The 24,896-nt window shown below is 52.8% G+C and carries 24 protein-coding genes; 10 read left to right on the top strand and 14 right to left on the bottom strand.

Annotated features, from left to right (window positions below; translation table 11 throughout):
• Positions 1–5: 5 nt before the first annotated feature.
• From OGW16_RS21150 to yfbV, 4 genes are all read right to left on the bottom strand, one after another.
• Positions 6–1,838, bottom strand: a complete 1,833-nt coding sequence (locus OGW16_RS21150) for an SLC13 family permease (RefSeq protein ID WP_043017051.1) — start codon at positions 1,836–1,838, stop codon at positions 6–8.
• Between the two features lie 77 nt (positions 1,839–1,915).
• Positions 1,916–2,593 carry a sugar phosphatase gene (locus OGW16_RS21145; RefSeq protein ID WP_087051296.1) on the bottom strand — a complete coding sequence of 226 codons (678 nt, stop codon included), beginning with the start codon at positions 2,591–2,593 and terminating at the stop codon, positions 1,916–1,918.
• Positions 2,586–3,080 (bottom strand): YfbU family protein, encoded by a 495-nt coding sequence (locus OGW16_RS21140; protein WP_003028086.1) that lies wholly within the window; start codon positions 3,078–3,080, stop codon positions 2,586–2,588. Before OGW16_RS21140 ends, OGW16_RS21145 begins: the two co-directional genes overlap by 8 nt.
• Before the next feature lie 83 nt (positions 3,081–3,163).
• Positions 3,164–3,619 (bottom strand): terminus macrodomain insulation protein YfbV, encoded by a 456-nt coding sequence (gene yfbV / locus OGW16_RS21135; protein ID WP_003028087.1) that lies wholly within the window; start codon positions 3,617–3,619, stop codon positions 3,164–3,166.
• 339 nt (positions 3,620–3,958) lie between these two features.
• On the opposite strand from yfbV, the gene ackA reads away from it, so the two are divergent.
• The 4 genes from ackA to OGW16_RS21115 all read left to right on the top strand — a co-directional run bounded on the left by ackA (position 3,959) and on the right by OGW16_RS21115 (position 10,428).
• Positions 3,959–5,161: an acetate kinase gene (gene ackA, locus OGW16_RS21130; protein WP_043017052.1), complete on the top strand. Its 1,203-nt coding sequence runs from the start codon at positions 3,959–3,961 to the stop codon at positions 5,159–5,161.
• Between the two features lie 75 nt (positions 5,162–5,236).
• On the top strand, positions 5,237–7,381 hold the full coding sequence (gene pta, locus OGW16_RS21125) for a phosphate acetyltransferase (protein ID WP_043017053.1): 2,145 nt from the start codon (positions 5,237–5,239) through the stop codon (positions 7,379–7,381).
• 200 nt (positions 7,382–7,581) lie between these two features.
• Positions 7,582–9,102, top strand: coding sequence for a putative basic amino acid antiporter YfcC (gene yfcC / locus OGW16_RS21120; RefSeq protein ID WP_193145081.1), 1,521 nt, complete (start codon positions 7,582–7,584; stop codon positions 9,100–9,102).
• Positions 9,103–9,411: 309 nt separating this feature from the next.
• Positions 9,412–10,428 (top strand): fimbrial protein, encoded by a 1,017-nt coding sequence (locus OGW16_RS21115; RefSeq protein ID WP_199994355.1) that lies wholly within the window; start codon positions 9,412–9,414, stop codon positions 10,426–10,428.
• Between the two features lie 50 nt (positions 10,429–10,478).
• On the opposite strand, the gene yfcD is transcribed toward OGW16_RS21115, so the two are convergent.
• From yfcD to yfcF, 3 genes are read right to left on the bottom strand one after another with little or no spacing between them, the layout of a single operon-like run.
• The gene (gene yfcD / locus OGW16_RS21110; RefSeq protein ID WP_043017056.1) at positions 10,479–11,024 is read right to left on the bottom strand and encodes an NUDIX hydrolase YfcD; all 546 of its coding nucleotides are present in this window, start codon (positions 11,022–11,024) and stop codon (positions 10,479–10,481) included.
• 56 nt (positions 11,025–11,080) lie between these two features.
• Positions 11,081–11,632, bottom strand: a complete 552-nt coding sequence (gene yfcE / locus OGW16_RS21105; protein ID WP_172863209.1) for a phosphodiesterase — start codon at positions 11,630–11,632, stop codon at positions 11,081–11,083.
• Between the two features lie 55 nt (positions 11,633–11,687).
• On the bottom strand, positions 11,688–12,332 hold the full coding sequence (gene yfcF / locus OGW16_RS21100) for a glutathione transferase (RefSeq protein WP_199994354.1): 645 nt from the start codon (positions 12,330–12,332) through the stop codon (positions 11,688–11,690).
• 134 nt (positions 12,333–12,466) lie between these two features.
• Between yfcF and yfcG the strand changes: the two genes are divergently transcribed.
• The 4 genes from yfcG to OGW16_RS21080 all read left to right on the top strand — a co-directional run bounded on the left by yfcG (position 12,467) and on the right by OGW16_RS21080 (position 15,019).
• Positions 12,467–13,102 (top strand): GSH-dependent disulfide bond oxidoreductase, encoded by a 636-nt coding sequence (yfcG, locus tag OGW16_RS21095; protein ID WP_043017958.1) that lies wholly within the window; start codon positions 12,467–12,469, stop codon positions 13,100–13,102.
• 54 nt (positions 13,103–13,156) lie between these two features.
• Positions 13,157–13,519: a dihydroneopterin triphosphate 2'-epimerase gene (gene folX, locus OGW16_RS21090; protein ID WP_043017059.1), complete on the top strand. Its 363-nt coding sequence runs from the start codon at positions 13,157–13,159 to the stop codon at positions 13,517–13,519.
• Between the two features lie 19 nt (positions 13,520–13,538).
• Positions 13,539–14,432, top strand: a complete 894-nt coding sequence (locus tag OGW16_RS21085) for a TIGR01777 family oxidoreductase (protein ID WP_047409779.1) — start codon at positions 13,539–13,541, stop codon at positions 14,430–14,432.
• 71 nt (positions 14,433–14,503) lie between these two features.
• The gene (locus OGW16_RS21080) at positions 14,504–15,019 is read left to right on the top strand and encodes a GNAT family N-acetyltransferase (protein ID WP_072033921.1); all 516 of its coding nucleotides are present in this window, start codon (positions 14,504–14,506) and stop codon (positions 15,017–15,019) included.
• 33 nt (positions 15,020–15,052) lie between these two features.
• On the opposite strand, the gene hisP is transcribed toward OGW16_RS21080, so the two are convergent.
• The 7 genes from hisP to OGW16_RS21045 form a co-directional block, all read right to left on the bottom strand.
• The gene (hisP, locus tag OGW16_RS21075; RefSeq protein WP_043017062.1) at positions 15,053–15,826 is read right to left on the bottom strand and encodes a histidine ABC transporter ATP-binding protein HisP; all 774 of its coding nucleotides are present in this window, start codon (positions 15,824–15,826) and stop codon (positions 15,053–15,055) included.
• Positions 15,827–15,839: 13 nt separating this feature from the next.
• Positions 15,840–16,547, bottom strand: coding sequence for a histidine ABC transporter permease HisM (hisM, locus tag OGW16_RS21070; protein ID WP_043017063.1), 708 nt, complete (start codon positions 16,545–16,547; stop codon positions 15,840–15,842).
• Complete coding sequence (locus OGW16_RS21065) at positions 16,544–17,230, bottom strand: histidine ABC transporter permease HisQ (RefSeq protein ID WP_043017064.1); 687 nt, start codon at positions 17,228–17,230, stop codon at positions 16,544–16,546. Before OGW16_RS21065 ends, hisM begins: the two co-directional genes overlap by 4 nt.
• A gap of 187 nt (positions 17,231–17,417) precedes the next feature.
• Positions 17,418–18,200, bottom strand: coding sequence for a histidine ABC transporter substrate-binding protein HisJ (gene hisJ / locus OGW16_RS21060; RefSeq protein WP_003028120.1), 783 nt, complete (start codon positions 18,198–18,200; stop codon positions 17,418–17,420).
• Between the two features lie 247 nt (positions 18,201–18,447).
• Positions 18,448–19,230, bottom strand: a complete 783-nt coding sequence (gene argT / locus OGW16_RS21055; RefSeq protein ID WP_043017065.1) for a lysine/arginine/ornithine ABC transporter substrate-binding protein ArgT — start codon at positions 19,228–19,230, stop codon at positions 18,448–18,450.
• Between the two features lie 287 nt (positions 19,231–19,517).
• The gene (locus OGW16_RS21050; protein ID WP_043017066.1) at positions 19,518–20,087 is read right to left on the bottom strand and encodes a UbiX family flavin prenyltransferase; all 570 of its coding nucleotides are present in this window, start codon (positions 20,085–20,087) and stop codon (positions 19,518–19,520) included.
• Between the two features lie 40 nt (positions 20,088–20,127).
• Complete coding sequence (locus OGW16_RS21045) at positions 20,128–21,141, bottom strand: LacI family DNA-binding transcriptional regulator (RefSeq protein ID WP_199994353.1); 1,014 nt, start codon at positions 21,139–21,141, stop codon at positions 20,128–20,130.
• A 339-nt stretch (positions 21,142–21,480) separates the two neighbouring features.
• Between OGW16_RS21045 and OGW16_RS21040 the strand changes: the two genes are divergently transcribed.
• Both OGW16_RS21040 and OGW16_RS21035 read left to right on the top strand, forming a co-directional pair.
• On the top strand, positions 21,481–22,884 hold the full coding sequence (locus OGW16_RS21040; protein ID WP_075145873.1) for an MFS transporter: 1,404 nt from the start codon (positions 21,481–21,483) through the stop codon (positions 22,882–22,884).
• A 7-nt stretch (positions 22,885–22,891) separates the two neighbouring features.
• A complete protein-coding gene (locus tag OGW16_RS21035) occupies positions 22,892–24,853 on the top strand; it encodes a glycoside hydrolase family 127 protein (protein WP_286518781.1) in 1,962 nt (653 codons plus the stop codon).
• Positions 24,854–24,896: the final 43 nt, after the last annotated feature.

The raw sequence follows: 24,896 nt of genomic DNA, 5'->3' as shown, positions 1-24,896 counted from the left end.
AAAAATCAAAACGGGAACAGCATCGGGATCATCACCACGCACACCACCATCACAATGATGGTAAACGGCACGCCAATCTTCACAAAATCGCTAAAACTGTAGTTGCCAGGCCCGAGCACCAGCGTGTTTACTGGCGAAGAAACCGGCGTCATAAAGGCCGCGGATGCCGCCATCGCAATCACCATCGCAAAAGGATAAGGCGAAACACCCATCGACTTTGCTGCCGCCAGCGCGATTGGCGCCATCAGCACCGCCGTCGCGGTGTTGGAGATAAATAACCCGATGGTCGCGCACAGCACGAACAGGCAGCCCAGCATCATATACGGACCATACCCACCGCCGACGTCCATCAGCCCTTTCACCACCAGATCGACACCGCCGGTTTTTTGTAAGGCCAGCGCGAAGGGCATCATCCCGACAATCAAAATAATGCTCGGCCAGTGAATCGCTTTATAGGCGCTTTCGGCATCGATACAACGAAATTTCCCCATCAGCAGACAGGCGATGATCGCGGCAACCGTATTGGGAATTTCATCAGTGAGCATCAGGGCGACCATCAGCACCAGGCAGAAAATCGCATGCGGCGCCTGGCTGTGCGCCGGAGAAGCTTCACTGACTTCCACGGGCATATTCAGCACCACAAAATCGCGCCCTTTTTGTCCAAGCAGCGTGATAAGCTTCCAGTTTCCCACCACTAAAATGATATCGCCCATCAACAGCGGCTCATCAACCACCGCTCCGGCCAGCGCTGTACCATCACGCTTCAGCCCAACGACATTCAGCCCGTAACGCGTACGAAAAGCGATTTCCCGTACCGTTTTGCCGATCAATTCCGACTCAGGGATCAGAGAGATTTCGGCCATCCCCACGTCAAGCGCCTGCTCGGAGAAGTATTCGCCGCGCAGTACCATCGGCTCCAGCAGTTGCTCACTGCAAAACTCTCGCAGATCGACATCCGCTGCAGACATATCAATCAGCAGCACGTCACGGGCGCGAAACTCAGAAACCCCGTTTACGTCAACGATCACGCGACGAAAACGACGCCAGCGCTCCACGCCAATCACGTTTGCCCCGTAGCGCTCACGCAGTTTCAGGTCGTCCAGACGCTGGCCTATCATAGGAGAACCCGGACGAATCGCCAGGCGACGCGCGCGCCCGGTCAGGCGATATTCTTTAATCAGATCGCGAAAGGTCCGGCGTTTCCAGCCGTCTCCCGGCTGGCCGGAATCTTCCCCCTTGAGCATAAAGCGCATCAGCAGCATATAAATTATGCCGAGCACCAGAACTACCAGCCCCATCGGGGTAACGCTAAAAAAACTGAAACCGTTAAGTCCTTCGCGCAACAATTCACTGTTGACGACCAGGTTGGGCGGCGTCGCCACCAGCGTCATCATGCCGCTGATTAGTCCTGCAAAACTCAGTGGCATCATCAGGCGTGAAGGGGAAATTTCCATGCGCATGGAAACGCTTAGGACCACCGGAATAAAGATGGCGACCACGCCGGTCGAACTCATAAACGCACCAAGCCCGGCGACGGTAATCATCAGCAACACCAGCATTTTGACTTCACTGCTGCCAGCCACCTTCACCAGCCAGGCTCCCATTACCGTCGCCACCCCAGTACGCACCAGGCCATCGCCGATAATGAATAAAGCCGCTATCAAAATAACGTTAGGATCGCTGAATCCGGAAAAGGCTTCTGTGATGCTCAATGTTCCGCTGAGAACAAAGGCAATAATGACCAGCAAAGCGACCGCATCCATACGCACTCTGCCAGTTGCAAACAAAACGACGGCAATCGCCAGCAATGAGAGAACCCATATCAATTCACCGTTCACAACATATCCTTGTTAAATGAGAGGGATGAGTCGATTCTGCCATAAAAAAGCCCCAACAATCTGGGGCTAAATCATGATCAGGTATTTCTTACCACGACCACATTTCCGTTGGGTTGTTTGGTCACAGAAATATGTTCCAGACTGGTCAGCGAAAAATCGACCTCATCCAGACGCGGCGTATCCGCAGGCGCGTTGACCGCTATCACATGACACCCTGCTGCCAGTCCTGAGAGCACTCCGGCAGGCGCATCTTCCACCACCGCGCATTCCTGTGGCGCAAGACCCAGAAGCTGCGCGCCGAGCAGATAGGCGTCTGGCTCTGGCTTCCCTCTTTTTACCCGCTCGGCGGTGACAAACACTTCAGGAGCAGGAAGCCCCGCGACACGGTGGCGCGCCCGCGCGACTGGCATAGATCCAGAGGTCACAATCGCCCATGGAATACCCGCTTTATTGAGGTGGTTGAGTAAATCAACCGCCCCCGGCAGCGCGGTGATCCCAGCGGTTTCCGTCGCTTCGATCTGCTCCAGGCGGGTGAATTCCGCGGCGATCTCAGCCTCAGATTTTCCCACCATAAAGTGTCGCAGGGAGGTAATGGCCTGCTTGCCATGAATAAAGCCGAGCACCTCGGCATGATCGAGGCCAAAACGATCGGCCCAGTTGCACCACGCGCGTTCTACCGCGGGTAAGGAATCGACCAGTGTCCCATCCAGATCAAACAGAAAACCTTTGCACTGCACGCTCGCCCCCTCAGGCATTAATGATTTGGTTAATTTCATTCGCGCTCAGGTGATACTGGCGCGGGCAAGAGTGCCAGACATTCAGCATACGCTGATATTTTTCCCACATCGGGGTCTGGGCGTTGAAGCCATGCGTACCCGCATCGAAGTGGGTATAACGACCTTCCACATTGACCATAAAACGAACGTACCCGAGGAAACGGGCTTCCGTTGCGGCGTCAAAACCGAGGAAGGTCACGCGACGCTCATCAATGGCCTGCGCGTCTTTAAGGTTAGTCCAGGACACATGTAATGCGTGATACATCTCCATAATATCGATAATCGTACGACAGGTTTCTTCCGTCAGCTCACCAAACTCACGATCCAGCTCGCGCATCTGCAAGCCGTAACCGCGTTCAATAATCGTCTGCAAACGACGATAACGCTCGGCGTTAGTTGGATCGAGCATAGTCATCATTTTGTACTGATTCGACAAAATCAGACGTTGAGCGTTGGTCATTTCCATTTGGGACTCCTGTATCACTGCTACTGCGATGAAAAAAAAGAAGGCATCTTGTGCCTTCTTTTATATGCGTAATCAGGGGTCAATTACAAATCATCGAGGAAAGTTTTATCCAGTTGTTTGAAGGCGCGCTTAAGCGTGTCAGCCAGCGCCTGGTAATCAGGCTTTCCTTCTACCGGAGAGAGCGCCTGCCCGGCCTCTTGCAATTTACCCCGAACTTCGTAGAACCAGTTGAGTATTGAAGGCGGCAGCGGCGTTACAGAACGTTTACCCAGCCACCACATGCCCTGCATCGGCAGGCTGAGCGCAAACAGCGCAGTCGCCACGGCCGGTCCCAACTGCCCGCCGAGCGCAATTTGCCAGCATAAGGTGAAGACAGCGATGGGTGGCATAAAACGGATTGCGTAACGCGTCATGCGAATCACGCGGTTCTCAACAAACACGGGCGCGAGGCGCTTTTCCATTGGCCACGTCTTCGCATAGTGCTGCCCCCGGCGAAACAAGCTAAAAAAATTGACGGAACGATTATCCGGTGTCGACATGGCGGTTACCTCAACTTCACATATAAAAATTAAAAAATTTGTGCAAAACAACAACTACAAGGGACATCGTTCAAAACATTTTGTCTTTGATACCCACATTCAGGTATCCTGTGCCGGCCTGTAAGGCCTTTAGTCCAAAATCATTGAGTCGTCAAATTGGCATATAGTATGCCATTGCCTGAAAAATACGCAAAATGACATAGACTCAAAGGTATTTATTCCATCGTGCCCAAAAAGACAATGGCGCATGATGTTAATCATAAACGTCGGTGTCATCATGCGCTACGCTCTATGACTCCCTGACGTTTTTTTAGCCACGTATCATAAATAGGTACTTCCATGTCGAGTAAGTTAGTACTGGTTCTGAACTGCGGTAGCTCCTCACTGAAATTTGCCATCATCGATGCAGTAAACGGTGAAGAATACCTCTCTGGTTTAGCCGAATGTTTCCATCTCCCAGAAGCACGTATCAAGTGGAAAATGGACGGCGGTAAACAAGAAGCGGCTTTAGGTGCAGGCGCCGCTCACAGTGAAGCGCTGAACTTTATCGTTAACACTATTCTGGCACAAAAACCAGAATTGTCCGCGCAATTGACCGCTATTGGTCACCGTATCGTACACGGCGGCGAGAAGTACACCAGCTCCGTGGTTATCGATGATTCTGTTATCCAGGGCATCAAAGATTCCGCCTCTTTCGCACCGCTGCATAACCCGGCTCACCTGATCGGTATCGCAGAAGCGCTGAAATCCTTCCCGAATCTGAAAGACAAAAACGTGGCTGTATTCGACACCGCGTTCCATCAGACTATGCCGGAAGAGTCTTACCTCTATGCTCTGCCGTACAGCCTGTACAAAGAACACGGCGTTCGTCGTTACGGCGCGCACGGTACCAGCCACTTCTTCGTCACTCAGGAAGCGGCAAAAGTGCTGAACAAACCGGTTGATGAGCTGAACATCATCACTTGCCACCTGGGCAACGGCGGTTCTGTATCTGCTATCCGTAATGGTAAATGTGTTGATACCTCCATGGGTCTGACCCCGCTGGAAGGTCTGGTGATGGGTACGCGTTCCGGTGACATCGACCCGGCGATCATCTTCCACCTGCACGATACCCTGGGCATGAGCGTTGACCAGATCAACAAAATGCTGACCAAAGAGTCCGGCCTGCTGGGTCTGACCGAAGTCACCAGCGACTGCCGTTATGTTGAAGATAACTACGCCACTAAAGAAGACGCTAAACGTGCAATGGACGTTTACTGCCACCGTCTGGCGAAATACATCGGTGCTTACACCGCGCTGATGGATGGTCGTCTGGATGCCGTTGTCTTCACCGGTGGTATCGGTGAAAACGCAGCGATGGTTCGTGAACTGTCTCTGGGCAAACTGGGCGTTCTGGGCTTTGACGTTGACCACGAACGTAACCTGGCCGCACGTTTCGGCAAATCTGGTTTCATCAACAAAGAAGGTACCCGTCCTGCGCTGGTTATCCCAACCAACGAAGAACTGGTTATCGCGCAAGACGCGAGCCGCCTGACTGCCTGATTTCACACCGCCAGCCTAGCTGGCGGTGCTGTTTTGTAACCCGTCTAAATTGGCGGTAACGAAAGAGGATAAACCGTGTCCCGTATTATTATGCTGATCCCTACCGGAACCAGCGTCGGTCTGACCAGCGTCAGCCTTGGCGTGATCCGCGCAATGGAACGCAAAGGCGTTCGTCTGAGCGTCTTCAAGCCGATCGCTCAACCGCGTGCCGGTGGCGATGCGCCAGACCAGACTACCAGCATCGTCCGTGCTAACTCTTCTCTGCCAGCCGCTGAGCCGCTGAAGATGAGCCACGTTGAGTCTCTGCTGTCCAGCAATCAGAAAGATGTGCTGATGGAAGAGATCATCGCGAACTACCACGCGAACACCAAAGACGCTGAAGTTGTACTGGTTGAAGGCCTGGTCCCAACCCGTAAACATCAGTTCGCACAGTCTCTGAACTACGAAATCGCGAAAACGCTGAACGCGGAAATCGTCTTCGTGATGTCTCAGGGCACCGATACCCCGGAACAGCTGAACGAGCGTATTGAACTGACTCGCAGCAGCTTCGGCGGCGCGAAAAACACCAACATCACCGGCGTAATCGTTAACAAACTGAACGCACCGGTTGATGAGCAGGGCCGTACTCGCCCGGATCTGTCCGAGATTTTCGACGACTCTTCCAAAGCGAAAGTGATCAAAGTTGATCCGGCCAAACTGCAAGAATCCAGCCCGCTGCCGGTTCTGGGCGCGGTGCCATGGAGCTTCGATCTGATTGCTACTCGTGCAATCGATATGGCGCGTCACCTGAACGCCACCATCGTTAACGAAGGCGATATCAATACCCGTCGCGTGAAGTCTGTGACTTTCTGCGCACGTAGCATCCCGCACATGCTGGAGCACTTCCGCGCAGGCTCCCTGCTGGTAACTTCCGCAGATCGTCCTGACGTGCTGGTTGCAGCATGCCTGGCGGCCATGAACGGCGTGGAAATCGGCGCCCTGCTGCTGACTGGCGGCTATGAAATGGACGCGCGCATCACTAAGCTGTGCGAACGTGCATTTGAAACCGGCCTGCCGGTATTCATGGTGAATACCAACACCTGGCAGACCTCTCTGAGCCTGCAGAGCTTCAACCTGGAAGTTCCGGTTGACGATCACGAGCGTATTGAGAAAGTTCAGGAATACGTTGCTAACTACATCAACGCTGACTGGATTGAATCCCTGACCGCGACCTCTGAGCGTAGCCGTCGTCTGTCTCCGCCGGCGTTCCGTTATCAGTTGACTGAGCTGGCACGTAAAGCCGGCAAGCGCGTTGTTCTGCCTGAAGGCGACGAACCGCGTACCGTTAAAGCGGCGGCTATCTGTGCCGAACGTGGTATCGCAACCTGCGTACTGCTGGGTAACCCGGATGAGATCACTCGCGTTGCGGCCTCTCAGGGTGTTGAACTGGGCGCTGGCGTAGAAATCGTTGATCCAGATGTGGTTCGCGAAAGCTACGTTGCTCGTCTGGTCGAACTGCGTAAAAACAAAGGTATGACCGAAACCGTTGCCCGCGAACAGCTGGAAGACAACGTGGTTCTCGGTACCCTGATGCTGGAGCAGGACGACGTTGACGGCCTGGTTTCTGGTGCTGTTCACACTACCGCGAACACCATCCGTCCGCCGCTGCAGCTGATCAAAACTGCGCCGGGTAGCTCCCTGGTGTCTTCCGTGTTCTTCATGCTGCTGCCGGAACAGGTTTACGTTTACGGCGACTGCGCGATCAACCCGGATCCGACCGCAGAGCAGCTGGCAGAAATCGCGATTCAGTCCGCAGAATCCGCTATTGCCTTCGGTATCGAACCGCGCGTAGCGATGCTCTCCTACTCCACCGGCACCTCTGGTGCAGGTAGCGACGTAGAGAAAGTGCGTGAAGCGACTCGTCTGGCGCAGGAAAAACGTCCTGACCTGATGATCGATGGTCCGCTGCAGTACGACGCCGCTGTTATGGCTGACGTAGCGAAATCCAAAGCACCGAACTCTCCGGTTGCAGGTCGCGCTACCGTGTTCATCTTCCCGGATCTGAACACCGGTAACACCACCTACAAAGCGGTACAGCGTTCTGCCGACCTGATCTCCATCGGGCCGATGCTGCAGGGTATGCGCAAGCCGGTGAACGACCTGTCTCGTGGCGCGCTGGTAGACGATATCGTCTACACCATCGCTCTGACCGCGATCCAGTCTTCCCAACAGCAGCAGTAATCTGCCGGGTGTGCCGGATGCCTTATCCGGCAACACCTGTGCTTATCAAACCGGAAATAGATGATATTTCCGGTTTTTTTATCTCTGTTTTTCCCTGTGGCATATTCTGAAACATTTGTCAGGATGCGCTGCATCAATGAATAACTATTCTCCTGTTTGCATACTTACTCTCTTTTGCATTGCAACAGGGATAGTCTTTCATGTCAGAAGTAACAGAATCACAGCCAGCCAGAAAATGGGCGATGCCCGATACGCTGGTGATTATTTTTTTCGTCGCCATTTTAACCAGTCTGGCGACATGGGTTGTTCCCGTCGGGATGTTCGACAGTCAGGAAGTGCAGTATCAGGTTGATGGACAAACCAAAACCCGTAAGGTGGTCGACCCCCACTCTTTTCGAATTCTGACCAACGACGCGGGTGAAGAGCAGTATCACCGGGTGCAATTTTTCACCACCGGTGATGAACGCCCGGGCCTGATGAATTTTCCATTTGAAGGGTTAACCTCCGGATCGAAATTCGGCACCGCCGTCGGCATTATTATGTTTATGCTGGTGATTGGCGGCGCATTCGGCATCGTTATGCGTACCGGAACCATCGATAACGGCATCCTGGCGCTGATCCGCCATACGCGCGGGAACGAAGTCCTGTTTATCCCGGTGCTGTTTATTCTTTTCTCCTTAGGTGGCGCAGTGTTTGGCATGGGGGAAGAGGCCGTCGCCTTTGCCATTATCATTGCTCCGCTGATGGTGCGCCTGGGTTACGACAGTATCACCACCGTTCTGGTTACCTATATCGCGACTCAGATTGGCTTTGCCAGCTCGTGGATGAACCCGTTCTGCGTGGTGGTCGCGCAGGGTATTGCGGGCGTGCCGGTGCTCTCTGGTTCCGGTCTGCGCATCGTGGTGTGGATCATTGCCACGATGATTGGCCTGACCTTCACGCTGGCCTACGCGGCACGCATCAAAAAGAATCCGCTATTGTCCCGGGTTCATGAGTCCGACCGCTTCTTTCGCGAGCAGCAGGACGAGGTTGTGGAACGACGCTTCACGCTGGGCGACTGGCTGGTGCTGCTGGTGCTGACAGCGGTGATGATTTGGGTGGTCTGGGGCGTTATCGTCAACGCGTGGTTTATTCCGGAAATCGCCAGCCAGTTCTTCACCATGGGGCTGGTGATTGGCATTATCGGCGTGGTCTTTCGGCTCAACGGCATGACGGTCAACGTCATGGCCTCCTCGTTTACCGAGGGGGCGCGCATGATGATTGCCCCTGCCCTGCTGGTCGGTTTTGCTAAAGGCATATTACTGCTGGTCGGCAACGGTGAGGCGGGCGAAGCCAGCGTGCTAAACACCCTGCTAAACAGCATTGCCAACGGCATTAGCGGGCTGGATAACGCCATCGCGGCGTGGTTTATGCTGCTGTTCCAGGCGGTATTTAATTTCTTTGTGACTTCCGGCTCTGGTCAGGCCGCGTTGACCATGCCGTTATTAGCGCCATTGGGCGATCTGGTTGGCGTAAACCGTCAGGTCACCGTGCTGGCCTTCCAGTTTGGCGACGGTTTCAGTCATATTATCTATCCAACGTCAGCATCGCTGATGGCAACGTTAGGCGTTTGCCGGGTGGATTTTCGAAACTGGCTGAAGGTTGGCGCCACGCTGTTGGGACTGCTGTTTATTATGTCCAGCGTGGTGGTGATCGGCGCACAGATAATGGGCTACCATTAATTTAATCTTTATATATTTAATATCGGAAGCATTCATCACGCTTCCGATATTTATCATTACTTAATAAAAAAACTTCGCTAATAACATTATAAAATACAACCATCAATATATATTAAATTAAAGCATTCACAAAAATTATATTTATAAAATCATAAAATAAGACTTCATCAATAGATTTTTGAAAAACCGCCATGTTACCCTGCTTCCTCAATTCACTCTTATAAAAACATCATGACGCGAAATACATTTATTATGCTAATGCTGCTTATTGCCCCCTTACGTGCGGTATGGGCAGCAGGTTGTACGTTTATGATTGGCGATACTTCCGACCAAAATGCTACTGTCAATGCAGATATTGGCATCGCTGCCAGCGGGCAAAGTTATTTACCCAATACCGCCGACGTCCTGGTAAAAACCAATAACACCGGAATTTCCTACTGGGGAAAAAACGAAAACAAACAAAGCTCTAAAGTCATTTTTACCCGCGTCGACAATACCACTTTCCCGATGGACCCTAACAACAATAAAGGTGCACTGGTAGACAAATCTATTCCCGGTCTCTACTTTACGCTTGCCGCGAATTTAACGCCGCCTGCTGGCTACTGGACCGGCTGGGAAAAAATGCCCATCTACATGTCCAATGACAGCAGCGTAAACCAAACTGACCCACAGTTCATATGGGGTTGTGCAAACAACTCAAGCGCACAGTGGCTGATGAATGCCACCGCGACCTTTACGCTGACATTCTATACCACCGCCGAGTTCGATCCGGCCCAGGCAGCCGGCAAGCAGGTATTTGCCACCCGGCAAAAAGTAGGCGAAGTGGCCAACAGTACCGGGGCCGGAGGACAAATCGATGTCTATTTAAACGGACCGGTCACCATTACTACCGCCGGATGCGGCGCATTTAAAGCAGATGAAGTAGTCAATCTGGGTGAAGCCAAACTCGATGATTTGTATGCCTCACCACAATTGGTTTTTAATGAAACACGATTTTCGATTAAACTACAAAATTGCTACGGCAAACCCAACCTGGTTGTAAATCTTTCAAGTAACCTGGTGAAAAATAATATGCTCGTGAATACCAACGGCAGTGCTAAAGGGGTTGGTGTGGGATTAAGCTATATTCTAACAACTGGGGGAACGGACTATCTCTTTGATCTCGATTTAACTAAGGCAGTTACATTTGAGCCCCGATATTTGAATTACGATAGTTCGTCCAATGGCACGTTAAATCTGTCTGCCCATCTCGGTGTTATCGATAAAAATGCCTTATCCGGAGGAACGATCAACATACCTGCTGTCATCACCCTGACTCATCCGTAATAAACATCGCTACCGCAACAAATTTTAGCATTGCGGTAGCGGTTAACGTCTTATTCCGTTTCTTCTTCTTTCAGCGATTCATTCTTGGCGTTGCGGGTCATCCACAGCGCCAGGGCTTTCAGTGAGTCCGGCGTGAACTCGTCGCAGCGCGCGGTAATTTCTTCCGGCGTCAGCCAGCAAACTTCACTTACTTCTTCTTCCTGAAGCGCAAACGGCCCGTGGGAGACGCAGCTAAACAGCCCGCCCCACACGCGACAGTTCTGGTCTTCAAAATAAAACTGCCCATGCTCGGCAAACGGCACGCCCGCAATCCCCAGTTCCTCTTCCGCTTCACGGCGCGCTGAGTCCAGTAACTGCTCGTCAGCCTGCACGACACCGCCTGCGGTGGCATCCAGCATGCCGGGCAAAAAATCTTTTGTCTCAGTGCGACGCTGAACCAGAATTTTGCCCATACCATCGTGCACAACGATATACGTCGCACGATGGCGTAAGCGTTGCGCCCGCATTTGTTCCCGGCTGGATTGTGCAATGACTTCGTTGTCTTCATTCACAATATCCACCCATTCCGTACTTGCCAAACGACGCTGTTCCACCATCAGGAAACCTTCTTTTTTCTGGCGCTCTTACGGCGCGTTTATGTTTGTGGGGTAAATTACGGATTAATCTCGACCTGTGCAATAACACTTTGATCATTGAGTGCCATTACGCTGAGAACATTATCATCCAGAATCCCGTAACTTGCCGCAAAGCCCCCTTTCGGGATGCTTACCGAGCCGGGATTGAAGTGGTAAACATCCCCCTGCCGCTCGGCGACCGGCAGATGAGTATGCCCGTAAACCAGCACATCTCCTGCGTTGAGCGCCGGCATATTTTGCGGACCAAAAAGATGCCCGTGCGTCAAAAAGAGCCGCTGATTTTCGGTCAGAATTTGCTGCCACGGCGCGGTCATCGGAAAATGCAGGAGCATCTGATCCACTTCGCTGTCGCAGTTGCCACGCACCGCGATAATTCGCGTGGCCTGCTCATTCAGCCGCTCTGCAACCTGTGCTGGCGCATAGCCCTGGGGTAGCGCATTACGCGGCCCATGGTTTAAAACATCACCCAATATCACCAGCCATTGCGCACCGCTTGCGCTAAACAGTTCGAGTACGCGTTCCGTGGCTGGCAACGAACCATGAATGTCCGATGCGAACATCAGTTTCATCACTCACTCCTCGTTGAAAATTACCTTGTAATGATACTGGATTACGCCCCGTTTTTCAGCAGGAACGCTTCGCCGAAAGCGCGATAAAACGCTGGACAGAAGCGCGCTGCCACTGGAAGGCGGCGTATTCCGCAAGCGCCTGCGGAACCTCATCGCCGTTAAGGACCAGACGATTAAGCATTAGCGCTAAATCGCAGTCAGCGATACACCATTCGCCAAATAAATTCTGCTTACCGTGGCTCAGTAAACTGCTCGCAGTAGCGAACAGTTTTTCCGCACTGGCTTTTCCCGCGTCGCTTAATGGCCCCTTCTTCACGCCAGCAAAAACCACATCCGTTGATCGTTCTTCACGGATAGGCATTAGATCGCTGCGGATCCACGCCTGAACCTGACGCGCCCGCGCGCGCTTTTGTACATCGTGTGGGTAAATACGCTCCCACTGCGGTGGCGCAAAGCGCTCTTCCAGGAACTCAGTAATCGCTGATGATTCGCTCAGCTCGAAACCGTCGATTTCAAGAACCGGCACGCGGCGCGTCAACGCATAGCCTTGCCATGAAGGTTGCAAGTGTTCACCGCTGTTGAGATCAACGGTTCTCAGCGTAAAAGGCAGCCCTTTCTCTTGCAGAGCGACATAAACAGACAGCACGTAAGGGGAGAAAAAATTGGCATCTGACCACAGCGTAATTGCAGATTTGCTCATAATGTCCTCTGAAGTGTATTGGCTTGCCTTCAAAATATAGAGTCTTTCTCTCGCTGTCACTTGATGAAAACTCACGCACGCCAACAGGCTCTATACTTGTTATGACCCGGTTCATGACAAAACGGACGCTGAAAATGATCGATCTCTATTACACGCCATCGCCAAACGGTCACAAAATCACGCTTTTCCTTGAAGAGGCGCAGCTGCAATACCGTCTGATTCATGTCGATATCAGCAAAGGCAGCCAGTTTCGCCCTGACTTTCTGCAGATCTCGCCGAACAATAAAATCCCGGCCATTATCGACAGCGCCCCGGCGGACGGAGGAAGACCTATCAGCCTGTTTGAGTCCGGAGAAATTTTGCTCTATCTGGCGGAAAAGAGCGGTAAGCTGCTGAGCGGTGAGTTGCGTGAGCGCCACACCACGCTGCAGTGGCTATTCTGGCAGGTCAGCGGGCTGGGCCCCATGCTGGGTCAGAATCATCATTTCAGCCACTACGCCCCACAAACGATTCCCTACGCCATTGAAAGATACCAGGTAGAAACCCAGCGCCTGTACAACGTGATGAATAAACGCCTGGAAACGTCCCCCTGGCTGGGAGGGGATCACTACAGCATTGCCGACATTGCCTGCTGGCCGTGGATCCACGACCATCAGCGTCAGCGCATCGACCTCGACAACTATCCGGCGGTTAATAACTGGCACGAACGCATCCGTACGCGTCCCGCTACGGAACGCGCCATGCAGCAAGCACAGAGTGAGAAGCGGTGACGCGAATCGGTTCTCGTGTATCATGCAAAGGTTCATACATGGAGGAAACCTGCAATGTCACAACCTGACGCTATTATTCGTATAAAAAACCTTCGTCTGCGCACCTTTATCGGCATCAAAGAAGAGGAGATCCTTAACCGCCAGGATATCGTCATCAACATTGCCATTCACTATCCGGCAGACAAAGCCCGTGCCAGCGAAGATATCAACGACGCGCTGAATTATCGCACTATCACCAAGAGCATCATTGCCCACGTGGAAGGTAACCGCTTCTCATTGTTGGAAAAATTAACTCAAGATGTGCTCGATATCGCACGCGAACATCACTGGGTCACTTATGCTGAAGTGGAGATAGATAAACTTCACGCATTGCGTTACGCCGACTCAGTTTCTATGACGCTGAGCTGGCAGCGCTAAACGTAACCCGGGAGGCGACATGCAGATTCTGATTACCGGCGGTACTGGCCTGATTGGACGTCATCTGATCCCCCGCCTGCTGGAACTGGGGCATCAGATAACCGTAGTGACACGTTCCCCTGATAAGGCGCGTCAGATCCTCGACTCCCGGGTCACGCTGTCCAAAGGCCTGGCTGAGCGGCAAAACCTCAATGATGTTGATGCCGTGATTAACCTTGCCGGGGAGCCTATCGCAGATAAGCGCTGGAGCGCACAGCAAAAGGAACGCCTGTGCCAGAGCCGTTGGGGTATTACGCAGAAGCTGGTCGATTTAATCAATGCCAGCGAGACGCCGCCCGCGGTGCTCATTTCCGGTTCCGCAACCGGTTACTACGGTGATTTGGGCGAAGTTGTGGTCACGGAAGAAGAGCCGCCGCATAACGAATTTACCCACAAGCTGTGCGCCCGCTGGGAGCAAATTGCCAGCACTGCGCAGAGCGATAAAACTCGCGTGTGTATGCTGCGTACCGGCGTGGTACTGGCCTCTGCTGGCGGTATTCTGGCAAAAATGGTCCCGCCGTTTCGTCTTGGCTTAGGCGGCCCCATTGGCAACGGACGGCAGTATATGGCCTGGATCCATGTTGATGATATGGTCAACGGAATTATCTGGCTGCTGGATAACGATCTGCGCGGTCCCTTCAATATGGTTTCACCCTATCCGGTACACAATGAGCAGTTTGCCCATGCGCTGGGCCACGCGCTGAACCGTCCTGCCATTCTGCGCGTTCCCGCCAGCGTAATGCGTCTACTGATGGGTGAGTCTTCAGTGCTGGTTCTCGGCGGGCAGCGGGCGTTGCCAAAACGCCTGGAAGCGTCTGGTTTCGCCTTTCGTTGGTACGATTTAGAAGAAGCGCTGGCGGATGTCATTCGATAACCCTTAAGCGCTATTCACAGTCGCCGTTGCGGTGGTAAGGTTATAGACCAGATATCCGCAATGGCGACGTTATGGCGATAATTTCGACTCCCCGACTTACCCTCTCTTTGTTTCAGTTTTCTGACTGGTCATTTTTCCAGAGACTACGTGAATGTCCTGACGTCATGCGTTATATGGGCGATATCGCCCCAGCGAAAGATACGCGTCTGTTATTCGCCAGACGCCTTGCCGCACAGCACACTTTCGTCATCCGCGAGCATAACAACCCCACGCCGCTCGGCGATATTGGCCTGCAAATCAGTCACCTGTACCCGCACGAGGCCGACCTCGGCTACGCCATTATGCCGCAGGCTCAGGGGAAAGGTATTGCCAGCGAAGCCGTACGCGCGGTGTGCCAGTATGCCTTCGAGCAGACATCCGTCACGGCGATAAATGCTTACGCACTTGCGGAGAATAAGGGCTCAGTGCGGATTCTGGAAAAAACGGGCTTTGTGCGTACGCAGGTGCTGGAAAAAGCATATGAGATTGACGGCATCGCCTACGACGACTGGGTGTTTCGGCTGGAGCGCGACGCGCTAAAATTGTAAGCCCGGAAAGCGTAGCGCCTCCGGGCAGGTGATTTACTTCAACGAACCTTTGAGGAACTGCTGCAAACGTGGGCTTTGCGGATTACCGAATACCTGCTCCGGGTCGCCCTCTTCCTCAATTTTCCCCTGATGCAGGAAAATCACGTGCGTGGAGACATGACGGGCAAAACCCATTTCGTGGGTCACGACCACCATGGTTTTTCCCTCTTCGGCCAGTTGCTGCATAATGCGCAACACTTCGCCCACCAGCTCCGGATCAAGCGCCGAGGTGGGCTCATCAAACAGCAACACTTCCGGTTCCATCGCCAGCGCGCGGGCAATAGAGACGCGCTGCTGCTGACCACCGGACAGGTGCACCGGATATTTTCCCTGTGCGCGCTCATCAATGCCCACTTTAGCCAGATACTTCACCGCACGTTCGCGGGCTTCCTGCTTGCTCAGCCCCAGCACCTGGATCGGCGCTTCCATCACGTTTTCCAGCACCGTCATGTGGCTCCACAGATTAAAGTGCTGAAAGACCATCGTCAGTCGCGTACGCAGCAGGCGCAGCTGATTTTTATCTGCAACTTTAAGCTGACCGTCTTTGTCGCGCACCAGACCAATATTCTGGCCACTGACGACAATCGACCCTGCGCTCGGTTTCTCGAGAAAGTTAATGCAGCGCAGGAAGGTACTTTTACCGGAACCTGATGAGCCAATAATACTGATAACATCACCCGCGTTGGCCTGCAGCGATACCCCTTTCAGCACTTCATGTTCGCCGTAGTGCTTATGTAAATCGATAACGTTTAATTTATTTTCAGACATCGTGTTACTCGAATCATTTAGAGGATACATGCTGCAACCAGCGTTTTTCCGCTCTACGGAACAGACTGATCAGGACATACGAAATAATCAAATACAGTACAGCGGCAATACCGAATGCGGTAAACGGCTGATACGTTGCCGAGTTGATATCACGGGCGATTTTCAACAGGTCAGGCACCGTTGCGGTAAACGCCAGCGCCGTGGAGTGCAGCATTAAAATCACTTCATTGCTGTAAGCCGGCAGCGCAATACGCAGCGCGGAAGGCAAAATAATGCAACGATACAGTTTAAACGACGAGAACCCGTAAGCGCGCGCGGCTTCAATCTCACCATGGGGCACGGAACGAATGGCCCCGGCGAAGATTTCAGTCGTATAGGCGCAGGTGTTCAGCGTCAACGCCAGCACGGTGCAATTCAGCCCGCTGCGGAAAAACGCGTTGAGGAAATCCGTGCCTTTAACTATCTCCAGCGTATACATCCCGGAATAAAACACCAGTAGCTGTACGTACAGCGGCGTCCCACGAAAAATATAAGTGAATAGCCAGATAGGGAACTGGATAAATTTATTACTGGAAACACGACCAATTGCCAAAAACAGCGCCAGTATCCCGCCCATCACCACTGATGAAATCAGAAGCCACAGGGTGATAGCAACGCCGGTGTAGCGATATCCGTCGGTCCACAGCAGGGACTTCCAGTATTCCTGAATAATCTCGATCACAGGTCAGCCCTCTTCACACCCACGGAATAGCGGCGCTCAAGGTACAGCAGCACACCATTAGAAACAGTGGTAAACACCAGATAGATGACCCCGCACACTACGGCAAAATAGAACGGCTCCCAGGTACTCTTCCCGGCAAGCTGAGTGGCTTTCACCACGTCTTCAAGTCCAAGCAACGATACCAGCGCGGTGGCCTTAAGAATGACCTGCCAGTTGTTGCCAATTCCCGGTAAGGCATAGCGCATCATCGCCGGGAACATTATGCGGCGAAATATTTGTGAGCTGGTAAAACCGAATGCCGTCGCGGCTTCAATATGGCCTTTTGGCACGGCCATAAATGCGCCACGAAATGTTTCGGTAAAATAGGCGCCGTAGATAAACCCGAGCGTAATGATACCCGCGACCATTGGATCGATATCAATCTGGCCGATACCGATGGCATCGGTAACGGTGTTCAGCGCGATTTGTAATCCGTAGAAAATGAGCAGCATTAAGACCAGATCGGGCACGCCGCGGATAAGCGTCGTGTACCCTTCGAATATAAGCGCCAGCGCCCGGCTTTGCGACAGCTTTGCTGCCGCGCCGACTAAGCCTATCAGAACCGCCAGTACCACCGAGCTGAGTGCCAGCTCGAGCGTAACAATTGCGCCCTGTAAAATAACACCTGAAAAGCCATACAACATGCTGCCTGTCCTGTTGTGTGTGTGGTGAAGTAAGAAGCCTCTTTTGATTTCAGACTCACCGTTAAATGCCGGATGGCGGCTTTGCCTTATCCGGCCTACAAATCAACGTAGGCCGGATGAGCGCAGCGCCATCAGGCATAAATTCAACGTGTCAAAAATCTACGGGCTTTATCAGCACCTGCGGTGATTAACCGCCGTAAACATCAAAATCGAAGTACTTTTTCGCCAGCTTCTCGTAAGTACCGTCAGCTCGCATTTCGGCAAAGGCTTTGTTCAGCGCTTCGCGCAGCTCGTTGTCGTCTTTGCGCAGTCCCATACCGGTACCCACACCGAACAACTTCTCATCTTTCACAGACGGGCCGCCGAATTTGTAATCTTTACCAACTGGCTGCTTCAGGAAGCCTTCGCTGGCTGCGACTTCATCCTGGAATGCGGCATCAATACGCCCGGCAGTCAGGTCAGAATAGATATTGTCTTGCCCCTGATAGGAGACAATTTCAATACCTTTTGGCGCCCAGTGTTCGTTGCCGAACGTTTCCTGAGTCGTGCCCTGCAGCACGCCAACACGTTTGCCTTTCAGCGACTCAATGGTCGGCTGAATCGCAGAATCTTTAGCGACAACCAGACGTGAGTCCGCTGCATAAAGCTTGTCGGTAAAGGCAATTTCCTGCTGGCGTTTTTCAGTAATGGAAAGCGAAGACATAATCGCATCAATTTTCTTCGCTTTTAGCGAAGGGATAAGCGCGTCCAGCGGGTTTTCCACGAAGGTACATTGTGTATTGATACGTTTGCACAGCTCTTTAGCCAGATCGATATCAAAACCGACTAATTCACCCTGCGCATTTTTCGATTCGAACGGCGCATAAGTAGGATCGGTACCAATACGAATTTTTTGCGGAATGGCTGCAAATGCTGCGGTAGCACTGGAGAAAGCCAGGACCAGAGAAAGAGACAACACCAGTTTTTTCATAACTATCCTCAACAGACTGTCTTTTATAGGGGATCTTTACAGGACCAGGTGCAGTTATCGTGCCATTAATCAGGCCGACAAGGCAAAGCATTCTACCCTGTCGGCGGTATTTATTTGCATGAAAAGCGCTTAAGTATGCACTCATGCTTATTAAGTCAGCGATAAAAGCACTAAAACAGTGCACTGAATTTATCATGCACCGTAATGGTTACCCGCAATGGTGCAGTCAATTCCCCGCTGCGGCGTATTAATCGCCGTAGACATTGAAGTTAAAATACTTGCTCGCCATTTTGTCGTAGGTGCCGTCTTTGCGCAGTTCGCCCAGCGCTTTATCGAAAGCGGCTTTCAGCTCTGCATCATCTTTGCGTAAGCCAATCCCGGTTCCGTCGCCAAAGTATTTTTTATCTTTTACTGATGGACCGGCAAAGACGTAGTCCTTACCAGCAGGCTGCTTCAGGAAGCCTTCGCTGGCCGCGACTTCATCTTGCAACGCCGCGTCCAGACGGCCCGCCGTCAGGTCAGAATAGATGAGGTCCTGGTTCGCATAGGCCACCACGTCCACGCCTTTGCTGCGCCAGTTGTCATTGGCATAGGCTTCTTGAGTCGAGCCTTGCAGGACGCCAACGTGCTTGCCCTTCAGGGAGTCCAGAGTCGGTTGAATCGGGGAACCTTTCGCGGCGATCAGACGTGAGTCTGCAGCGTAAAGTTTGTCTGAGAATGCAATCTCTTGCTGACGCTTCTCGGTGATAGAAAGCGAGGAGATGATGGCATCGATTTTTTTCGCTTTCAGCGACGGGATCAGCGCATCAAAGTCGCTGGCAACCCAGGTACATTTGATCTGCATGCGCTTACACATCTCATTTCCCAGATCGATATCAAAGCCGACGAAGTCGCCTTTGGCATCTTTAGAGGAAAAAGGTGCGTACGTTGTATCTGTACCAATACGAACCGTCTGCGGAAGTGCTGCGTAGCTGGCCGCGGTGGCGGAGAGTCCTACCAGCAAAGACAAAGCAAGAACCGTCTTCTTCATACATAACCCTCAAGTGGCGTAATTTTATTATGTTTTACGTTGTGTTGTGTGTTTGCAGACTTTTTCATGCAGGTCTTATGCCATTTTCGCGCCGATGAGGATATTCGACGTTAAATATGTTAATAAAACGTTGCAATAATGTCCTGATTTTGAAGATAGCAGGTCTGACGGTTGAACCGCAGCGTTTCGTTGAGTTTTAACGAATTAAATGTTGAGGATATGATCGCGGTTACAAAATTGCCCTGAAACAGGGCAACGGATGTTTCTATGCACGCTGATGGAACGGCTTACGCCCCTTGCCAGCGGGTGAACAGATCCTGCGGAAGGGAGATATCAAACTGATCAAGTACGCGGTTAACCGTTTGATTAATCACATCATCCAGCGTTTGAGGGCGATGATAGAATGCCGGGACAGGCGGCATAATCACCGCGCCAATTTCCGCCGCCTGCGTCATCAGCCGCAGATGACCCAGATGCAACGGCGTTTCACGCACGCACAGCACCAGCGGGCGACGTTCTTTTAACACCACGTCTGCCGCACGGGTAAGCAGTCCATCGGTGTAGCTGTGAACGATGCCAGAAAGCGTTTTGATTGAACACGGCAGAATAACCATTCCGGCGGTCTGAAAAGAACCGGAGGAGATACTGGCGGCGATATCGCGCGTATCGTGATTCACATTCGCCAGGGCCTGCACATCGCGTACAGAGAGGTCCGTTTCCAGCGCCAGTGTCTGCCGGGCAGCGGCACTCATCACCAGATGGGTTTCCACATCGCTAACGTCACGCAAAACCTGCAGCAGGCGCACGCCGTAAATTGCCCCGCTTGCGCCAGAAATACCAATGATGAGTCGTTTCACTGTGTGAGCCTTTTCGTCGTAATGGCGAGACTTTGCCGGATTACGGCGTCGGGCGCAACTGTGAATGTGGCGCTGAACTGAGCGAGCTTTCACGAACCACCAGACGAACCGGCTGCAGCAGATTTCGTTCCCCTTGCTCATTGAGCAGCAAACGAAACGCATCCTGTCCAAGCTCGCGCTTATCAACCGCAACGGTGGTTAACGCCGGATGCGCCCAGGCCGCTGCATCAATATCATCGAATCCAACAATGGCGATATCTTCCGGCACCCTGATTCCTTTGCGCGCACAGACCCGCATCGCCACCAGCGCGGCAATATCGTTATAGGCAAAAATCGCGTCTGGCGGCTGGGCCAGCGCCAACAGTTTGTCCATCCCCTCAATCAGCGCATGCTCAATATTTTTGACCGGCGGCGCTTCAACCTGATATTCCTCAGGAAGCGAGAGTCCGGCGTCAAACAGCGCCTGCTGATACCCTTCTACACGCTGGCGAATACTGTAATGTCGTTGCGAATGTCCAAGAAATGCAATGCGCTTGCGTCCCTGTTCAAGCAAGTGACGTGTAGCAATAAATCCGCCATGAAAATTATCCGGGTTGACGCAAGGAAAGTCGGCGGCCCACAGATCCACCAGCGCCACAGGCAATGCCAGCTTCCGCAATTCAGCAAGTATTTCAGCTTCCAGATAACCGGCGCAGATAAGCGCATCGGGCTGGTGCAGGTTAATCATCTCCGCCACCGAGTCTTCCGGTCCGATGGGTAAGAAACTCATCGCAATGTCATTTTCCCGACAAGCTTCAGCCACGCCAAGCATCACCGTGGAATAGAAAGGTAACGCGCTGGCGATATTGTGTTCGCGATGCAGCAAAAAAAGTAAGCGTTTAATACGACCGCTACGCAAACGGCCAAAATCGTAGCCCTCAGCCTGCGCAATCGTCAGTATTCTCTGACGCGTCTCCTCGCTAAGACCGGGTTGCCCTTTCAGCGCCCGGGAAACCGCAGCAATAGAAACGCCGCATGCCGCTGCAATGTCTTTAATTCGGGTCTTTTTCGCCATTCCGTTTGTTTGCACCTGTCACGCGTTCTTCAGTCGACGTCTGATTCCATTAGCCGTAAGAATATCACTCTCACAGCAGACGATTAACAATACGTAATTTCCCCACAGAGTCACTAGCAGAACCGCTAATCCTGCTCTTCCACCCTGTATTTGTGATTAAAATCACTATTAATGATATTTTTCTAGTAAAAATCACGATCATTTTCACAGAGAAAGAAACACGCCATATACCAATACTCCATAGCAGATCTATGCTCACCGCCGTTACTTGTTTAGTAAAAACTGTCAGAGATAAGCCGTAATGACTCTTTAAATCATCCCCCTGTTCGAGGATTGGTTATGACAATTGCTGATAACCTGGATACTGATGTACAGACAATTGACGCGGGCGAGACGCTTTCGACCCGCGAAAAGATAGGCTATGGATTAGGCGATGCCGGCGGGCACTGCATCTCAGATTTGATAAGCGGCTTTTTGCTCTTTTTCTATACCGATGTTTTTGGCTTAAGCCCGGCCATTGTGGGGGCGATGTTTTTTGTTCTGCGTATTTTCGATGCCGTTTCTGACCCGGTGATGGGCGTGATTGCCGATCGTACCCGCAGCCGCTGGGGCCGTTTTCGTCCGTGGCAACTGTGGACCGCAGTACCGCTCGGCGTAATCGGCATTCTGACTTTCACGGTGCCGGATATGGGGCCAAACGCGAAAATTGCCTGGGCCTTTGGCACCTACTTCCTGCTCTCCATCGGCTATACCGCTAACAACGTTCCATACTGTGCGCTGATTAACGCAGTGACTAATCGACACGATCAGGTGATGTCTTGTCAGTCCTGGCGCTTTGTATTAAGCGGCATTGCGGGTTTCCTGGTCGCGGTAGGATTACCGTGGATGGTGGAGGTCTTTGGGCAGGGCAATCTGGCAAAGGGCTACCAATACGGTGTAACGGTACTGTGTACCGTGGGCGTGGTGATGTTTCTGCTGTGCTTCTTCTGGGTCAAAGAGCGCGTACCGTTATCGCTGGCGGGCAGCTTTACGTTGCGCGAACATCTGGCCGGGCTGCGTAAAAACGATCAGCTCTTGATGATGCTGGTGATGTCCTTCCTGCTGGTGAACATTCTGTGTATTCGCGGCGGCGGCTACATGTACTTTATCTCTTATGTCCTGCAGGGCAGCGCCGGGTTTATGTCGCTGTTTTTTGGCGTGGTGACCGTGGCATCCATTGCCGGGGCGATTATCGTCAATCCCCTCTCCCGCCGCTTTGATATGGTGAAATTGTATTTTTACACCAACCTGGCGCTGGTCGTCTTCGGTATCGCCATGTACTTTCTGCCGACCGGGCCGCAGTACCAGACCCTGTGGCTGGTTTGTATCTTAATCAACAACGTGGTGCTGGGTTTCACCCTGCCGCTGCACTTCTCCATTATGGCCTTTGCCGATGACTACGGTGAATGGAAAAACGGCGTTCGTTCATCCGGCATGAACTTCGCCTTCAACCTCTTTTTTATCAAGCTCTCTTGGGCATCGTCCGGGGGCATTATCAGCCTGATTCTGATTATGGTGGCCTATCGACCGGGGCTGGAAAACCAGACCGCGGCATCGATTCAGGGCATCACCCTGCTGCAAAGCATCGTACCCGCAATTTTCCATCTCGCGCTGGCGCTGTGCCTGCTCAAATGCCGTCTCAACGGCCCGATGATGCAGCAAATCTCAACCGATCTTCACCAACGACATTCACACATTTCCTGAGGTAAACATGATGCAGTCTGATGTGATTGAAGCCGACCTGAATAACATCACCATCACCGACCCATTTTTAGGAGAGTATCAGCGTCTGATCCGCGACGTGGTTATCCCCTATCAATGGCAAGCGCTGAACGACGAGATCCCTGAAGCGGAGCCAAGCCACGCGCTAATGAACTACCGCATTGCCGCCGGACTTGAGCACGGTGAGTTTTATGGCATGGTATTTCAGGATAGCGATGTGACTAAATGGCTGGAAGCCGTGGCCTGGTCACTCAGTCAAAAGCCGGACGCACAGCTTGAGAAGACCGCCGATGAGGTCATCGAGCTGCTGGCAAAAGCACAGTGTGAAGATGGTTATCTCAACACCTGGTACACCGTTAAAGAGCCGGGGCTGCGCTGGACCAACGTTGCGGAATGTCATGAGATGTACTGCGCCGGGCATCTGTTTGAAGCCGCAGTGGCCTTTTTTAACGCCACCGGCAAGCGTCGGCTGCTGGAGATAGCCTGCCGCTTCGCCGACCACATCGACACCGTTTTCGGTCCAAACGAAGGCCAGCTGCGCGGCTATCCGGGTCATCCGGAAATTGAGCTGGCGCTGATGCGCCTGTATGAAGTCACACAGGAACCACGCTATCAGGCGCTGGCACGCTTCTTTCTCGAAGAGCGCGGCCAGCAACCGTACTATTACGATATTGAGTTTGCTCAGCGCGGGGGCACCTGGCACTGGGATAACTGGGGCGAGGCATGGATGGTCAAAGATAAAGCCTATACCCACGCCCACGAACCGCTGGCGCAACAGAGCGAAGCCGTCGGCCATGCGGTACGTTCGGTGTATCTAATGACCGGGCTGGCGCATATCGCCCGCATGACGAACGACGAAGAAAAGCGCCAGACCTGCTTGCGCATCTGGAATAACATGGTGCAGCGCCGAATGTACATCACCGGCGGTATTGGCTCGCAAGGGATCGGCGAGGCCTTCACCAGCGATTACGATTTACCGAATGATACCGCCTATGGAGAAAGCTGCGCCTCCATCGGCCTGATGATGTTTGCCCGCCGCATGCTGGAAATGGAAGGCGACGCGCACTATGCCGATGTCATGGAACGCGCGTTTTACAACACGGTGCTGGGTGGGATGGCGCTGGACGGCAAACATTTCTTCTATGTGAACCCGCTGGAAACGCAACCCAAAAGTATTCCGCATAACCATATTTACGACCACATTAAGCCCGTGCGCCAACGCTGGTTCGGCTGCGCCTGCTGCCCACCAAACATCGCCCGTACGCTGGTCGCCATTGGTCACTATATTTTTACCCCACGCCCGGACGCGCTGTTTATTAACTTCTATGCCGGTAGCGAGGCGCAGTTTACGGTTGACGCTCAGAAGCTGGCGCTCAAGATTGAGGGTAACTATCCGTGGGACGAGCAGGTCTCGATTCGCTTTAACCAGCCGCAGGTAGTCGAGCACACGCTGGCGCTGCGCCTGCCAGAGTGGTGCGCGGCACCAACTGTGCAGGTAAACGGCGAAGCGGCTCAGGGCAAAATGGTGAAAGGTTATCTGCACCTGCATCGCCAGTGGCAGGAAGGAGACATCATTACCCTAAATCTGCCGATGCCCGTTCGTCGCGTGTATGCCAATCCGCTGGTGCGCCATGCGGCGGGTAAAGTGGCGATTCAGCGTGGGCCGCTGGTCTACTGTCTGGAAGAGGCGGATAACGGCGCACAGCTGCACAACCTGTCGCTACCGAAGGCGAGCGCGTTTCGTGAGGTTCAGGGCGTGGGCTTACTGAAAGGGAAAGTGCTGCTACAGGCGGAAGGCGTACGCGTGTTGACCGCGCATGAGGATAAGCCGCTATACAGCTTTGATAATCGCCAGACGGCGGTTGAGAAGCAGACGCTGACCTTTATCCCGTGGTTTAGCTGGGCCAACCGCGGCGAAGGCGAAATGCGAATTTGGGTCGACGAGGTGTAGCCATAAAAAAGCCGGATGGAGGCTACGCCTTATCCGGCTTACA

The organism is Citrobacter sp. Ce104 (genome assembly GCF_030334595.1).
GTDB lineage: Bacteria > Pseudomonadota > Gammaproteobacteria > Enterobacterales > Enterobacteriaceae > Citrobacter > Citrobacter europaeus.
Note: the sequence above shows the minus strand (reverse complement) of the source record. Positions and strands in the feature narration are given on the sequence as shown.